This is a genomic window from Peptostreptococcus anaerobius 653-L, assembly GCF_000178095.1.
In the GTDB taxonomy this organism is placed as follows: domain Bacteria; phylum Bacillota; class Clostridia; order Peptostreptococcales; family Peptostreptococcaceae; genus Peptostreptococcus; species Peptostreptococcus anaerobius.
The window spans coordinates 1-15,978 of the sequence record NZ_ADJN01000037.1 but is presented as its reverse complement, the minus strand read 5'-3'; the positions used below and the strand labels follow the sequence as shown (position 1 = coordinate 15,978).

The following is a 15,978-nucleotide window of genomic DNA, read 5'->3' as shown; positions in this document are numbered from 1 at the left end:
TGGTTAGATTTTACTCTAATCACCTTTGTACTACATATTGATATTATCCTTTTATTTCAACTTTTTAATTGATTCACTCTCTGATAATATTTTCATCTGTTCAATTGCTATTGAATTTAGTTTTTCCAGTCTTTCAGATTGACTCATGCCCTCATTTATAAATACCGCATTAAGATTTTCAAGATTAGAAAGGCATACAAGCTGCGATATATCTGCATAATCTCTAATATTGCCTTTTAAATCTGGATTTTCATCACGCCATTCTTTCGCTGTTATTCCAAACAAAGAAACATTTAGAATATCCGCCTCACTTGCATAAATAAAGTTGATTTTTTCTTTTGAAAGTTTTTCAGGTACAAGCTTATTTTTAATGGCATCTGTATGAATCCTATAATTGATTTTTGCCAAATTCCTTTTTATATCCCAGCCTAACTTCTTTTGTTCTTCTTCCTTTAGGCGTTCAAATTCCTTAATCAAATACAATTTAAAGTATGGAGATACCCAAGAAGCAAACTCAAATGCTATATCTTTGTGAGCATAAGTTCCGCCATATCTTCCTGCTCTCGCAACTATACCGATAGAGTTCGTTTTTTCTACCCACTGCTTAACAGATAAAATAAATCGGTTAAATCCTGCTTCATTTTTAATTCCCTCGAATTCGGGGGAATTAAAATTTGTATTATACATTTCTTCCCAAATACCTAAAAACTCTATTGTGTTCTTGTTTCTAAGCCATTTTTCTATTAAAGCAGATCCGTTCTCAATATTTCTAACCATATCTGTTAAAGAAATGTAATCCCTATTATCTATAGCAATAATGCTGATTTCTGAACCTTCAACATTTATTTTAGACACATAATCACCTCTCAATCATTACATTGATTATTTTATATTATAGCATTTTTAAGGCATTTTTTCCACCTTGAAATCAGTGGCATCTTACTTGGTATAAGTTGAAACCACTTCTTTTATCTCATTTTCAATCGCTCCCAAAAAATTATCCTTTGAAGATTTTCCCTGTGCAATATCCGATAACTCCATTTCCCACTTTGCTGTTGTTTCTGCCGATTTAAAAGTATCGGATACAATCGTTACAAGGCTGATTCCTTTATGAGTAGCAATAAGGTTCTTTTTATCTCTTTCTACAAATCCCTTGAAAATCAGATTTTCAATAATCCCTGCTCTTGTTGCAGGTGTTCCAAGTCCTTTTCTTTCCACCTCTACGCCTTTTTCTAAGGCATCATTTCCTGCAAGCTCCATCGCCTTTAGGAGAAGATCTTCCGTAAAATGCTTAGCTGGTTGAGTGTACTTTTCTTTTATTTCTTTGTTTTCAATGCTCAATACATCACCAATCTTTACATCCGGAAGCACTGTATCTTCATTTTTCTTTTTTACATATTCGTTTAGGTATTTGGTAAAGCCTTCATCTACAATCACCTTGCCACTGCTTGTAAATTCAAATCCATCAAATTCAGCCACAATCTTCGTTGTATTCTCAATTAAAGGATAGCCTACACTTGCATGTAGCTTATTTAAAATAAGTTCATATACCTTCAATTCACTTTCCGGAAGAGAAGTTAAGTCCTCATTCATACTGCTTGCTGTCGGTATAATCGCATGATGGTCTGTAACCTTTTTAGAGTTAAATACCGTCTTGATACGCTCTGTATCAAAATCATTTTTCCCTAAAATGTTATTAACCGTACTTACAATCATATCTTCCGTTAAGCATCTGCTGTCTGTTCGAGGATATGTGATAAGTTTCTTCTCATAGAGGCTTTGAGCATAATCTAATGTCTGCTTTGCACTATATCCAAAATACTTATTGCACTCTCTTTGAAGCGTTGTAAGGTCAAATGGCAGCTCAGGCTTTGTTATCTTTTCCTTTTGAATAACATCGGTAATTTCTATCTTATCGCCTACTAAATTTAAGAGCTGTTCCGCTGTTATTTCATCATCAATTCTATCTGTTGATAGTGTAAAACCATTCATAGAAAGTTCGACTGTAAAATATTTTTCTTTCTTAAAATTTGCTATCTCATCATCTCTATTTACAATCATGGCAAGGGTAGGTGTCTGCACTCTGCCCACACTGTAATTTTGCTTGTATAGACACGAATACAGTCTGCTTAAATTCATTCCCACAAGCCAATCTGCAATCGCCCTTGCTTGTGCAGACTCAAAAAGATTATCGTAAGAACTTCCATCTTTTAGGTTATCAAAGCCCTCTTTAATTGCACTATCTTCCATTGATGAAATCCAAAGGCGTTTCATCTTCTTTTTACAATTTGCCTGATTATATACAAGCCTGAAGATTGCTTCTCCCTCACGCCCTGCATCGCAAGCATTTATCACGATGTCTATGTCCTTATCGTTCATGAGCTTTTTAAGAATCGTAAATTGTTTCTTTGTGGACTTTGCAATCTCATACTTATATTCCTTTGGAATAATCGGTAAATCCGCCATATTCCACTTAGCATACTTTTCATCATAGCTTTCCGGATTTGCCATTTTAATTAAATGTCCAACACACCAGCTTACCTTATATCCGTTTCCTTCATAATATCCGTCTTTCTTTTTTGTAGCTCCAATCACTTTTGCAATAGAGATTGCAACACTTGGCTTTTCAGCAATTACAAGTTTCATATATATTTATCCTCCTGTTTTTCAAAATAAGAGGGCGAAAGATGTTACTCTCTCGCCCTGTATTTTGCCCAAAATATTGTATAGTTTTAGGTGCAAATCTACTCTAACTCATCATCTTCTTTATCTTCTGTTTCTGTTTCATCTGTTTCATTTTCACTTTCTTCTGCCTCTGAAAAGAAATCATCATCTTCCTCCTCAAAGCCTTCAAGCTCCTTATCTTCCTTTTTCTTAACGACCTTAAAATAATATCCTGCTCCCAATGCTCCGGCTACTACAAGAATGAGAATTAAGTAAGTTCCCATATTGCTGCTTTCTTCTTTTTTCACTGGTTTAGGTTCTTCTTTTTCAGGTTCTTCCTTTGTGATTTCCTGTTTTGGAGCTTCTTTCTTTTCAACCATGTTAAGGAGATCATCTTCGGATACTTCTGTTAGGAGCATGACATTTTCGCTATCCTCATCGTGATTGATGATTAGATGAAAAGTCTTGCCATTCTTAGTAGTAAAGGTAACAAACTGTCTTGCATCAGCAGAATATTTATCCGTTTCTTTATTATCTTTACTGTCATTATGGTGAATTGGATAATCATTGTTGGCATTATCCTTATTTTCCGTAACAGTTCCTCGTGCCTTTGATGGAGCAGAAGCAACTCCTTTATTGGTATTTACATTCTTACTTGAACCATCCATAGAGGAATCCTGACTGCTGTTATTGGCAGGTTGTTTCGGTGTCAGCTTATTGGGATAACGAACTTCTTTTTCTTTTCCATCGGTCTTGCCAACATTTGTGTCCTTTGTAATCTTTCCTGTATTATCCTGTGATGACGAGCCTTTACCCGTATCACTTACAGATGTTTGAGGAAAGTTTCCTGTTCCTGTTTTCATTCCGGAGATAGGGCTGATTGGTGTTACAGTAGGATTATGCGTAACTGTAGCCTTGCCAACCTCATTCGTCTTTTTCTCAAGCTCCTTAATTTTCTCAGTTAGCTTCTCAATCTCCTTTTTCATATCCGCCGATAAGTCCTTATCGTCTTTGCCCTTTTCAAGTTTTTCCTTCAGCTTATCTATTTTTTCCTCAAGGTCTTTGATTTTCTCCTTTTGCTTGTCGCTTAATTTATCCTTGTCCTTAATCTCCTGATTTAGCTTATCAAGTTTTTCCTGAAGTTCCTTAGATTCCTTTTTCATTTTGGAAATATCATCTTTGCTAAGCTCTGTTTGAGTTCCCTTATCTTCTGTTTTTTGCTTTTCCGTCTGCGTCTGAGCATTACTTTCTAACTTCTTTACAATTCGGATAATACTATCGCTTCCATCTCCTTTTACTGTATAGTTTACAAAATCGTCATTAAAGCTCATGTTATCAGGAAGCATTTCAAGATCAGAAGCGTCAATCACCTGATTTTTATCAAAATAAGCTGAATACTCCTTATATACCTTTCCATTCTGATATTGATATTTGACCTTTACTTCACTTTTTGTCTGACTTTCCTGATCCTTTGTATCCTTATTGTCTGTTTGAGCTGACGCATTCGCTACTCTCTTATATAAATTCTCTAAAGGTAATTCAAGGTATGGTACACCGGTATGAAATCTGTTCCATGTTTCAATAATCAGCTTGTCTTTAACAATCTTGATTTCTTTTACATTGTTGATATTGGGATTTGCTTCTTTTACTCTGCCAATAATAGCGTTCTTTGTTTCCTCTTTAAGCTCTCCCTCATAATCAACCGTTACTTTCTCAATATTTCTATTTAACTGTAGAACAGGGCAGGTATAGACAATGACATTTGCTTTCTTTCCTTTTACAGTTCGTTCTTCTGCATTTTCTGTAATATCTCCAATATAGTAATTATCTTTATCTCTTGGAGAAACGATACTTGTAAAAGCACCTGTCCCTACATTATGAATTCGATAATAAGGATAAGTTTTCTTTGTCATGTATCTTAGATCATCTAACTGATTTTCTTTGTCCATATTCTCATTGGTAAAGGTTTCATTATACTTATCGACAACTACACCTCCCTTTTCTTCAAAGGATTTTGATAAGAAAAATTTAAAGTTCAATGGCTGACCTTCTTTATTTTCTTTTCCGACATAATAAAATCCTCTAAAGGTGTCATCTGAAGTATGATCCTCAAATTTCAGTTCATAATATGTTTCATACTTTTCAGGCGGTTCATTTGACGCAAATACTGTCTTTGCGCCAACTTTTAACACCCCTAAAACTCCACCCATTAAGAGGGTAAAAGCTACAACAATGGCTGTAATTCTTTTATTTTTCAAACTGGTTTTCATTTGTTTTCTCCTTTTTCATTTCTGCTTTTTCTCTGTTTACTTTTGCCATAAGATCAGAAATTGTAATGTTGTTCTTTCTGCAAATGGCAATAATTTCTTCGTTTTCAAGTTCTTCTTCACGAATGAACAAAGGCTCCAATTCTTCATCAATCAGAGCCTTTTTATCCTTTAACTTCTTTATTCTGTTTTTTACTGCTGTCAGTTCTTTTTTCAAATTGTGTCCTCCTTATCTGTTTACATTTGGTGGGAAGCCATATCCTACTGGATGATGCTGACAAAAAGATGCTATCCAATCATCTAAGGTAGTTACTCTGATTCGCCCGATATTATCTATTACCTTGCCATCGCCTATATAAATTCCCACATGACCATAGGTAAGTCCCGCACTGCTTCCGCTACTACTGCTTTCAACTGCAACAAGCATTCCCACCTTGAGTTTAGATTTATCTGATGTAAAGGTGTAGTTTCGGTACATATCACAGGCATTTCCTCCGATATATCCAAGTCCTGCATTTTGATAGACCTGCGATACCCACATAGCACACCAGCCTGCACCCGGAGATGGTGTAATGTATGCAGCATTTACAATCTTCTTTTGAACTTCCGTAGAAGCCTCATACTCTTTTCCGCCTCCGATACCTCCATTTGAAGCAATCAGATCGCTATTGCCAAAGGCTTCTCCCATATTGCCTTGAGCAAGGAATAAGGCTTCATAGTGTTTCAGATTGTCAGGATAGTTTGCAAAGACTTCCTTTATGATGCTGTCCATTTCCCTTTTATGAAGGGTTACAATGAGTTTCTTGTACTCATAAGGTTCTTCATGGCTTTCGGTATATTCATTTCCATCTTCATCGGTATAGGTTTCTGTAACTGTCCTGTATCTGATTTCTACTTCTTCCTTATACTCAAGATCATACATGGACTTAAAAAGCTCATTTAATACAGAGCTTACTTCCGATACATTCTTTACTTCTCCGCACCTTGATGTAATGTAGGATAAAAGCTCATGGACATTATGACCGATGTACTCTGTGTTATTTAGGATGTACTCGTCATATCCGGGATAATTTTCTTTGACATGATCAACCTCGTTTTGAAGCTCACTTTCCATAGCGGAAAAATTCTGATTGATTTCATTTAGGACATTTGGCTTTGACAAATAGCTTGTTGTAAGAACAGAACTTGTGGAGTTCATAAAGCCTGTCATTCCTGTCCCAGCAAAGTTAATGAAGAAAGTTCCCAAAATAATAAGACCTATGAAAATAATCATAAGTCCCTTTGCTTTTCTTAATATAACTTTCTTTGAACTTTTAAGACTTCCTATAAGCCCTTCCTTAATGCGATCTCTAAGCCTTGACTTGTTCTGCCTTTTAATGGAATCTTTCATCTGCTTTCGCTTTTGAAATCGCTTAAAGTTATTTGCTTTTTGATACTCCTGTGTCTTTTTTAGCTCCTCTTTGGCATCTCGAAACTCTAACTTGGATTTTCGCTTTCTGATTTTATAGTCCTTATTCGTAAGGTCATATCCTTTTTTTGCTCTTTTCTTATCTGAATAGTTCTTAATGCCATGAATAAGTTTTGAGCTTGTGTCGGCTGTTTTTTCTCCTGCCTCTACCCCTTGATTTTCATCACTTCCATGTGATAAGTAATCTCTTACGGTTTCACTTCCTTTAGCAAGTCCTGATAAAGCGGACACCTTAGAAGCCTTATCCCTAAAAGTTCTTTCCTGTTCTTTAGAAAGCCTGTTTTTCTTTTCTCTATCAAGAATGGCTTCTTTTCCGCTTTTTTTATTGTCAGCCTTTTCCTCTTTGGCTTCTTTGTCCTTTTTTCTGGTATAGAGCTTATCGGAATAGTTTTTTCTCTTATAATTTTTCTTTTGAGCTTTTTGGCTTTTTGAAAAGCTTTTTGTCTCTTCTACTTTATGTTGCAGATTATCCTCTACATCATAGGTTGACTCAAAATAGTCGCTGTCCCTAAAGTCATTGTCATATCTGTCTATGATTCCGTCATTGTCGAGGTCTTTTCCTAAAGGATCATAGATTTTTCCATCCTTAACCTCAGTATCATAATCAGCTTTTCCAATTTCTTTTTGACTTACACCTTCTGTTTCAGTTACAGAAGCTACGCTATCCTTATCAGAAGCTCTATACCTTGCATTTCTTTTAGAAGTTTTTCCGTTTAATTCAGTTTCTGCACTTCTCTTACTGACCTTTTCATGAACCTTATCTTGAAATCTGTCTTTGTCATGGACGATTTTCCCTCTGTAATCATCATTATGCTTTAGCTTATTTTCTTCAGGCTCTATTCCGCCATTACTTTGCAGCCTTTCCTTTTCAATCCTTGCCCTTTGCCTTTCCTTAAAGTCCTTTTTCAGTTTCTTTCCCATAAGCCTACCTCACTTCTTCAGGCTTGGTTGTCATCTTCTGATAAAGAATTGTGTCTTTCGGGAACTTATCAAGGAAAGGTACAATGGTATTTCCAAAGAACAAAAGTCCTTCTCCTGCATTGGAATTCGTTACATATTTTAGCTGTGGCTGTGAGATTTTAAGTTTCCTTGCTAAAATTTCTCTATCGCCTGAAGCCTGATTAAGCATTAAAACAAAGTCCGTATTGTCAAAGATATTTTCAATTTCCTTACTCATCAGTAGGTCTTTGACATTTTGTGTAATACCTGTCGGGATTCCTCCCCACTTACGAAATCTTTTCCAAATTTCTACGGAATAGGAAGCTGTCTGCTCATCTTTTAACAATAAATGAAACTCGTCGATATAGTACCTTGTAGCCTTATTCCCTCTGTTTTGCGATACCTTATTCCATACCTGATCCTGAATAACGAGCATTCCAATTTTTTTAAGCTGCGAGCCTAACTCCTTAATGTCAAAACAAAGTAGCTGCTTATTTAAGTCCACATTGGACTGATGGTTAAATACATTAAGAGAACCTGTTACATAAATCTCCATTTCCGTTGCCAGTTTTTTCCCGACTTTTTCTTCCTGATTTTTTAACATATCATATAGGTTTTGAAGAATGGGCATATTACAAGGCTTTGGATTTTCAAAATACTTTTCATAAATCTTAGGCAGGCATCTATCTATAACCGATTTTTCTTCTGCTGTAAGACCACTACCACCAACTACTAATTCAAGCATCGACATAATGAAGTTTGCTTTATCTTTCAGTGGTGCATCCCCATCGCCATAGTTCATATTTATATCTAAAGGATTTAGATAGTCTTTTGACTTACTGCTAACCTTTATGACTTCTCCTTTAAACTGACGCACAAGGTTTCCGTACTCGCCTTCCGGATCGCAGATAATCACATCATCATCCGTTGTAAGAATGGCATTTGCCATTTCTCTTTTTGCACTAAAGGACTTACCACTTCCCGGAGTTCCGAGAATTAGACCGTTTGGGTTTTTCAGTTTCTTTCTATCTGCCATAATCAGGTTATGACTTAGGGCATTTAGTCCATAATACAAACTGTTCGCCGAATTTATGAAAAGCTCCTCTGTGGTAAAAGGCATAAATACTGCCGTAGATGATGAGGTTAGTCCTCTGTCAATTTCAATCTTATTTACCCCAAGAGGAAGTACACTGATTAAGCCCTGCTCTTGGGAATGGTCAAGCCTTTTTAACTTGCAATTATGCTTATTGGCAATAGAGCTGATTTGAGAAATGGTATTGTCCAGCTTTTGGATTGTCCTTGCAAAGTTCATAAAGATAATGGTTACAACAAACATTCTTTCATCTCTTGTCTGAAGGTCTTTTAAAAGACTTTTTACATCTTCTCCATAGGTAATTAAATCACTTGGAAGAATGTCCATATCATATCCCGACCTTACAGCCTTTTTGTTTTCCTCAATCTTCATCTTGTCAATATCGGTATTTTTTCTTTTAACCATCTTGATGGCTTCCGATTGTTCGATTGCCTTGATATGAAAAGAGATATTGATGTTATCGTCTATATCCAAAAACTCTGCAAGCATACGGTCGGAAAGCTCACTTGCAAGGATTTGAAAATGACTTGCCGCTCCGATAAACTTTCCAAACTTAAAATACCTTGACGGTGTAAAGTTAAATTCATCAGGCACAATATATGTCTTGGTACTTTCCTTTTTCTTTAAGTCTTTATATGAAAATTCAAAGGTCTTATTCGGATTTAAAACATCATGAAGTATCTTTAGTCTTTCCTCTCCGTTCAAGCTTTCTGCTCTTACTCCCATACTTTTAAGACTTGATAATATATCTATCTCCAGTCTTTCAAGTTTTGATGTTGCCTGCTCTAAATTATCCGCTTCCACCGTAAAGGTTACATACTTTGATTTTTTCAGTCCGTTATTTCCCTTTACAATCTGACTCTTGAGCATTTCTCGAAACTCAAGGCGTATATCGTCAAACCCGTCCTTTTTATCCGGTATTTGAATAGCTGATTTCATTTCTTCATTTCTGCCAAGCTGATTAATATATGAAAACTCTATGCTGACACTTGGATCAAAGGAATTAAGAAAATTTGCAAACTGATTAAAAATCAAATCCCTATCTTCTTCTAAGGCAAGCTGATAGTTTATATCCTCAAAGGCAATACTCTTATTAAAATGCTTTTCATCAATCTGACATATCCCGCTTTTTAAGAGTCTAAGATAGGGAATGGTATCTTCAACAGTGTATCTTTTCGGTTCTTTCCTAAAGATAAGGTCAAGTAATCCGCCCCTGTCTTTTTTAGACTTTCCCTTATTTTGCTTTAAGTCCTGTTTTTGACTTCTTAACTTCTTTTGGTTTTGTTCTAACTTTAGCTGCTGAATCTTTCTTTTGTCTTTCAAGGTAAACCTCCTTTCTCACTCTTTTTTGTGGCTGATAAAATTTATGAAGGTAAATATACTTAAAGTATTTCTCAAAGCTAAGTCCGTCCTTTTCAAAAAGAGTTATGAAAAATATAGGGAGAGTGGACACAATGAGAAAGATGACTGCTATATCATTTGGAACGACCTTTCGCATAAATAAATAGATTGGTATTCCAATCAGTCCTGCAATCGTAAAACCGATAAGCTGTCTTTTGGTAAGGTTAAATGCAACCTTTGTTTTTACCTTCTTTAAGTCTTTTGGGATAGGTACATACGCCATAACTTACCTCCCATCTTCTTTACCCTTTGAAAGCTCCTCTATATGCTCATATACGGAGCCGATTTCTTCCTGAATACTTGCAATCTGTTCATTTGTACTTCTGTTATATCTTTCCTGCATTAGACAAAAATCATTGTGGCAGCGACCGATGGCTTTTGTTCTTTCTTCCAAATCCTCCACTTTGCTGTGAAGCCTGATTCTATCCATTACTGCCAAAATACCTGTTCCAACTGCTACTGCTATCAATACTGTTTTTCTTTTGTTCATCATATATTTCCTTTCTTTTAGTGTGCATTTAATACGCTTTTGGCCAGTGTTCCGCTCTTTAGCATCATTAACCCCAGCAAAACCGCATATCCAAGTATCGTAAAGGTACTTGTGTGTATATCTGTTATCTGTATTGTCTTAACTAATACTGCGTATATTCCAAGACAAACCATTAAAAAGAGTCCTTGTAAGCCTATGGCAAATAAGCCTTTGATATAGTTTGTTCCGATTTGTCCCCACTCTTTGTTTCCCATTGTGGCAAAAGGAATGGCTGAAACGGATGAGTAAACATAAATCTCAAACATTCTGCCGTATACCACAAGCATAATCACAATGGAAATGACCTGTATTGCCACCTTTATGAGCGAGGTTTCAAAGAGTATCATGACAAGCTCTCCAAGACCTTTATCTTTTAAGCCTTCTACCATCGTTACAATCTGATCTCCAGAGATAACGGCAGAGGTGTTAATTACCCCTGCCGCTTTATTTACCATATGCTGTGCCACATCAAAGACTGCCATAGAAAACTGAAAAGCGTGAGACACTAACCATACGGCAATCCACATCTTTATGATGTACTTGAAAAATTCAAAGGTATCCGTATCGTGCATATTGTTCTTTTGCATAACCATATTGATAAGCTCGATACAAAGGACTGCCGTTATGATTAGCCCTGCAATGGGGATAATGACAGAGTCGTTAATGCTTTTGATAAAACTAAAAACCTGTCCGTTCCACCCCATCGGTGTCTTTCCCACATCCGTTGCAATCGCACCAACTTTATCGTTGATGTCAAGAAACATGGACTCTAAGTTTGCTTGGATACCGCCCAGTAGAAGATCTTTGAAAAACTCCTCTATCTTGTCGAATATCCCAAACATTTAATTTCTCCTTTTCTTCTTACTTGAGTACATTTGCAAGAAGCGGAATCAGCTTTAATCCGATAAGGACAATGCCGCCTCCTGCCATAAGCTGCTTAATGCCCTGAGATTTTGCACCCGGATTGTCATTACCATAACCTTCCATCAGGTTAATAACGCCCCATGCTCCAAGTCCTGCACCTACTGCCATAACTAAAATCTTTAATACATTTACTGCCTGTGTAAAAAATTCCATAATTTATTCCTCCTCGTTTTCTTCTTTCTTTTCAATTTTGTTGTATGACTTCACAACAAAGTTTTTGTAAGTCTTTCCATCTTTTTCACGCTTCTTAAAGTATCCAAAGATATGGATCAAATCACCTTTTTCAAAGGCTTTTGCTGTTTCTGACTTTTCACCATAGGCTGCACAATTGATATATTCCTTGCCTTTCCCATACTTTTTTACAAGCGTAAAGTTTACAACTTCAACCGTTTCTCCCTCTTTGTCAAAACTTGAAAAAGTTGGTTCTGCCAATAAGTTGGCATTGATGTTAATCATTTCTTGCTTCATTAAAAATTTCTCCTTTTCTTTTCAATAAAAAAAGCGATCGGAGTTTTTCTTTTCCAATCGCTGATACTCTTGCTATTTAGTTTTCCTTAGTGGGACTTCTTATCCTTACCATCTTTCCTCCTGATTTTGAGTAATAAAAAAGCAGCAAATCTATGTTCTTTAGACTTACTGCACTCTTGTAATAACCGTTTCTCTACTTAATTTTGCTTTCCCTTTTCTCTTGATATATTCCTCAATATTAAAGGCATTTTTCTTATTAAAATCTTCAAGTAACTTGTAATTCTTGTGCTTTGTAATATCAAATTTATCTGATAAAAACGGTCTTACACCTCTAAGCTGAAAGATACATTTACTGCCATCCATAACCGTTATCTCATCTTGACTCATCAGCTCTTTTCCTGTCTTTTGGTAATTGAGTCCATAACTATTAGCATTGGAGCGTGTTTCAGAAGTGTTATATAGATCTATCGTTTCCTTTCCAAGCGTTTCTGATAGCTCTTTAAGTGTTGTCTTTTCCTTTCCGCCAAGAAACAAAGTGCTATCACAGTTACCTACAATAGTATCTGCATTATCCTTGTAGATTGCCTTTAACTGAGATTGTGCCTGCAAGATAATACTTGCTGAAATTTCTCTTGAACGGATTGTCGCAATCAATTTCTCAAATTTGGGAATTAAGCCTATGTTTGCAAACTCGTCAAGCAAGCACCTTACATGAACAGGTAATCTTCCTCCATACTCATCATCTGCCTTATCACAAAGTAGATTAAATAACTGTGAGTACATGATAGATACCACAAAGTTAAAAGTATCATCTGTATCAGATATAATGACAAAAAGTGCTGTCTTTCTATCTCCAAGAGTATCAAGCTCAAGTTCATCTTCTTTCATCAAGTCCCTAAGCTCCTGAATATCAAAAGGAGCAAGTCTTGCACCACATGAAATAAGAATAGACTTCGCCGTTTTTCCTGTAACAACTTGTCAAGGACTTTCTAATCATTTTTATGGGTTTTTTTATCTTTTTCTTGCTCCATTTCCCTAAGCATTATCCTTTTCAATTTATCTTGCATGGTTTCAGTCACATTTTCATTAAAATGGACTACAACCTCGTAAGTTGCCTTTCCTATCTTCTTTATGGTCTTTGTTCCAGTATTTTGTTCATTTCTATTTTCGTGCATATTATTTTCCTCCTATTAGTTGCAATTAAAAAAGACGATAGAGTTTTATTTCTACCGCCTTTCACAAGTTTTATAGCTATTCACTGAATAACGCTTTACCATTTACATATTAAATTTTCAAATCCTTATTGTTCAGCATTCCGCCAAACATCGTATGATACATATCCTTGGAAGATTCCTCTATCTTTGTAATACTTGATATTTTATTTCCTGCATCTTTTGATGATGCTCCGCAAAGATAAAAGGCTTCATTTTCTGTTCCATAGTCAATAGCAATATACCTATCGTGATATTTTTCCCCTGCGACTTTCATCTTAAGATTGATATTAGGGTAATCTTTTCTAAAATCGTTAAGGATATTTTTTGTAAGCATATCCTTGTTCTTCACATTGTCGCTAAAGACTATAATTTCAACATTGTCTTTTGCAGCCCTTAATAACTCTAAGGTTTTCAAGCCTATATAGTTATCTATTACATAAATGCTTTTCTTTGCAGACTTATATATTTTTGTATAAGCAACATCTGCTTCAATCTTATCTCCATTCATTAAAAGGAAATGCTTGTAAGTGTCTGGATCTATAAAATTATCCATCACCTTTTTCAAATCTTCTTTTGTAGCCATTTGCGACTTTATTTCAGCTATATCCTTTGTATTTTGATTTGTCTGTACTGCTATTTGAACTAATTCTTTTGAACCGATAAAATCTTGGTTTTCAATGATAAAATCTTTCATTTGCTTAAATGTTCTAACTAAAGCTCTGCTTTGCTTAACAGCAAGTTCACCTCTTAATACAGTCATCAGCATATAAATACCTTGTTCTGTAAAGGCATAAGGATTGTATTTAATATTACTTCCTCTACCAGTCCCTCTGTTCAAGGTGAAATTTTTGCACCTTGAAAGTTCTACCATTTCTTCGTCCGTTAATTGGAACATGAAGTCTTCACCTTCAAATTTTTCTGCGTTGTTTTTCACCTGTCTATTAAAGTTTTTTGTTTCATAACCATATATTTCAGCTAAATCTGCATCAAGCATTACTTTTTGCCCACGAATAAGATATATTTTTTCTTGTATAGTTTTATCATCTACAATAACTATCTCTTTATTTTCTTCTGCCATGAAATGCACCTCCAACATTATCTAAATTCTTTTCCAATTCGCCACGCACTGCGTAGCTTTTTGAATAAGTCTTATATTCTTTTATATTTTTCTACTCCGCCTTCAGCTTTTCCGATGTGTTCCACATTTTTTACAAGTCCCTTATTTACATTTTCATAAAACCATCTGCCAATCAATGCCGGCGGTGTTGCGATTAACTCTCTCAAAACAAATTCTTTGCCCTTCGGTAAAGAGCTAATTTTGTTTAATAAGGTAGTATATAGGTCAGCATAGCTTGTATTTTCTTGTAAACTGCTACACTTACAATTACAATATTCAGTAACGCTTGGGAAACCTCCCTCTATTGCTTTTTTAGTTAAAATTTCAAGTTCTTCATCGGTTACAGTAAATTGAATTCGCATTTATATATCCTCTCCTTATAACTGAGTTTATTACCATATCACTATCATTTTATCATAAATACGATATTTTTTTCATACTGCAATTTTAAGCCCTATTTTACACTTAGCTATAGTCTGATACCTATTTTATCATTAACGCTCTAAAAACACCTTTCCACCGTCTTATACGAGGTCTACAAGTGTTCCCCCTTGTCATAATCTTCAAAGGTATATACTTTTGATTTATGGCTTTCTTTTAATTTACCTTTATCTTGCTCATACCAATGAACTAAGGTCGCATAATGATCTTTATAGTTTCTTCCCGTGCTTTGCATATAGGTTGACAGCTTCTCTATCATTTCTTCCCTATGACCTTGCATTTTATCCTTTAACTTCCCATATTCTTCATCGGTTAAGGAAACATTTTTATATTCTCCATAAAGGGAGGGGGATATTTTTTCTATCTCCCCCTCTTTCTCTAACTCTATATCTATCTCTTTATCTATCTCTATATCTCCGTTGCAGTTTTGTTGCAAAAGGTTGCAAGGTGTTGCACTGGTGTTGCATTGCAACGCTTTTTGTCCTCTCGATTTTCTTGAACGCCTTGTAGAAGCTGTTTCTGAACCTATAAGACTTGGGATTTCTGTTAAAAAATACTCGTCATTTTCTGTGATTATCTCCATCAATCCTTGTGCTACAAGATAATTTACTGTAACCATTACATCATCTTCCGTTTCATCAATCGTTAATGCAAGCTCCTTGATAAAGTCTGTTTCTACTCCGTCATAATACAGCTTCCCACTATCTTTTAAGCTAAGTAAAAGCAATTTGAGGTAAATGATTGTATAGGTATCTCCTCCTGATATTTTTCTTAGCCTTTTGATTCTCTTATCTGTAAAAAAATCTTCTTTCAATTTTAACCAATAGTATCTTCTGTTGTCTGCCATTTTTATCTTTCCTCCCCTTTATTTTTATAATTTTCTTTAGCCTTTTCCTTGGCTTTTTGTTTGTACTGCCTCTTTATTTCCTCTTGCTCTTGGAATTTTTTCAGTTGTGCAATTACGCTTGGTTTATCTCCTCTCTTAATTGCCTTGTCTATCTCTATGGATAAATCTATTCCATACTCATCATTGACAATCTTTACTGCATATTTGATATGGTCTATCTGCTTAAATTCATCTTGTACTTTAGCTTTATCTTCGCTTAAGTCTTGTATCTCTTTTTCAAGGCTTGATATTTCTTTTTGCCAATCACTTAATTTTATGGCTGATGTCCCGGTAAATTTTTCTATAATCTTTCTTGCTCTTTGGTACTTATCTATTTCCTTTTTATGAGAATTGTAAAAGCTGTCTTTGAATATGGTTTTGCTTTTGTATTCCTGATAGACTTCTTTATTTTCTTTGATAGAGTCTATGCAACTTACACATTGATTTAGGTCTTTTATTCTTTGTGTTTTATCTTGAATATCACCACTTATTTTTTTACTTTGCTTTGCCAGTTCAAAGACTTTTTCTTGTAGGTCTGCTATGGTTTGAAGATGATTATCTTTCAAA

15 protein-coding genes and 2 pseudogenes are annotated in these 15,978 nt (G+C 35.3%); all 17 read right to left on the bottom strand.

The genetic code is table 11. The annotated features are described in order from the left end of the window. Nucleotides 1–51: 51 nt before the first annotated feature. A complete protein-coding gene (locus HMPREF0631_RS04035) occupies nucleotides 52–855 on the bottom strand; it encodes a KilA-N domain-containing protein (RefSeq protein WP_002843620.1) in 804 nt (267 codons plus the stop codon). Nucleotides 856–939: 84 nt separating this feature from the next. Further along, nucleotides 940–2,646 carry a DNA topoisomerase 3 gene (locus tag HMPREF0631_RS04030; RefSeq protein WP_002843605.1) on the bottom strand — a complete coding sequence of 569 codons (1,707 nt, stop codon included), beginning with the start codon at nucleotides 2,644–2,646 and terminating at the stop codon, nucleotides 940–942. Nucleotides 2,647–2,744: 98 nt separating this feature from the next. After that, complete coding sequence (locus tag HMPREF0631_RS04025; protein WP_002843619.1) at nucleotides 2,745–4,934, bottom strand: CD1107 family mobile element protein; 2,190 nt, start codon at nucleotides 4,932–4,934, stop codon at nucleotides 2,745–2,747. After that, nucleotides 4,912–5,148, bottom strand: a complete 237-nt coding sequence (locus HMPREF0631_RS04020; RefSeq protein ID WP_002843607.1) for a hypothetical protein — start codon at nucleotides 5,146–5,148, stop codon at nucleotides 4,912–4,914. Before HMPREF0631_RS04020 ends, HMPREF0631_RS04025 begins: the two co-directional genes overlap by 23 nt. 12 nt (nucleotides 5,149–5,160) lie before the next feature. Next, nucleotides 5,161–7,320 carry a CHAP domain-containing protein gene (locus HMPREF0631_RS04015; RefSeq protein ID WP_002843615.1) on the bottom strand — a complete coding sequence of 720 codons (2,160 nt, stop codon included), beginning with the start codon at nucleotides 7,318–7,320 and terminating at the stop codon, nucleotides 5,161–5,163. 4 nt (nucleotides 7,321–7,324) lie between these two features. Continuing rightward, nucleotides 7,325–9,754 (bottom strand): VirB4-like conjugal transfer ATPase, CD1110 family, encoded by a 2,430-nt coding sequence (locus HMPREF0631_RS04010; RefSeq protein ID WP_002843611.1) that lies wholly within the window; start codon nucleotides 9,752–9,754, stop codon nucleotides 7,325–7,327. After that, a complete protein-coding gene (locus HMPREF0631_RS04005; RefSeq protein ID WP_000332197.1) occupies nucleotides 9,666–10,055 on the bottom strand; it encodes a PrgI family protein in 390 nt (129 codons plus the stop codon). The genes HMPREF0631_RS04010 and HMPREF0631_RS04005 overlap by 89 nt, the downstream gene beginning before the upstream one ends. A gap of 3 nt (nucleotides 10,056–10,058) precedes the next feature. Further along, on the bottom strand, nucleotides 10,059–10,322 hold the full coding sequence (locus HMPREF0631_RS04000) for a hypothetical protein (protein WP_001042374.1): 264 nt from the start codon (nucleotides 10,320–10,322) through the stop codon (nucleotides 10,059–10,061). A gap of 17 nt (nucleotides 10,323–10,339) precedes the next feature. Next, complete coding sequence (locus tag HMPREF0631_RS03995; protein ID WP_000466901.1) at nucleotides 10,340–11,203, bottom strand: VirB6/TrbL-like conjugal transfer protein, CD1112 family; 864 nt, start codon at nucleotides 11,201–11,203, stop codon at nucleotides 10,340–10,342. 19 nt (nucleotides 11,204–11,222) lie between these two features. After that, entirely contained in the window at nucleotides 11,223–11,438 is a 216-nt protein-coding gene (locus HMPREF0631_RS03990) for a Maff2 family mobile element protein (protein WP_000394208.1), read from the bottom strand. Nucleotides 11,439–11,441: 3 nt separating this feature from the next. After that, nucleotides 11,442–11,753, bottom strand: coding sequence for a single-stranded DNA-binding protein (locus HMPREF0631_RS03985; RefSeq protein WP_000807042.1), 312 nt, complete (start codon nucleotides 11,751–11,753; stop codon nucleotides 11,442–11,444). 165 nt (nucleotides 11,754–11,918) lie between these two features. Further along, a pseudogene (locus tag HMPREF0631_RS03980) lies at nucleotides 11,919–12,731 on the bottom strand (VirD4-like conjugal transfer protein, CD1115 family); the annotation flags it as partial. Nucleotides 12,732–12,742: 11 nt separating this feature from the next. Then, entirely contained in the window at nucleotides 12,743–12,928 is a 186-nt protein-coding gene (locus HMPREF0631_RS03975) for a transposon-encoded TnpW family protein (RefSeq protein WP_002843609.1), read from the bottom strand. A 109-nt stretch (nucleotides 12,929–13,037) separates the two neighbouring features. Further along, complete coding sequence (locus HMPREF0631_RS03970; protein WP_002843613.1) at nucleotides 13,038–14,045, bottom strand: ORF6N domain-containing protein; 1,008 nt, start codon at nucleotides 14,043–14,045, stop codon at nucleotides 13,038–13,040. Nucleotides 14,046–14,116: 71 nt separating this feature from the next. Then, nucleotides 14,117–14,446 carry a hypothetical protein gene (locus HMPREF0631_RS03965; RefSeq protein WP_002843602.1) on the bottom strand — a complete coding sequence of 110 codons (330 nt, stop codon included), beginning with the start codon at nucleotides 14,444–14,446 and terminating at the stop codon, nucleotides 14,117–14,119. A 173-nt stretch (nucleotides 14,447–14,619) separates the two neighbouring features. Then, entirely contained in the window at nucleotides 14,620–15,372 is a 753-nt protein-coding gene (locus HMPREF0631_RS03960; RefSeq protein WP_002843606.1) for a phage replisome organizer N-terminal domain-containing protein, read from the bottom strand. Between the two features lie 2 nt (nucleotides 15,373–15,374). After that, nucleotides 15,375–15,978 (bottom strand): annotated as a pseudogene (locus HMPREF0631_RS03955) (MobQ family relaxase); the annotation flags it as partial.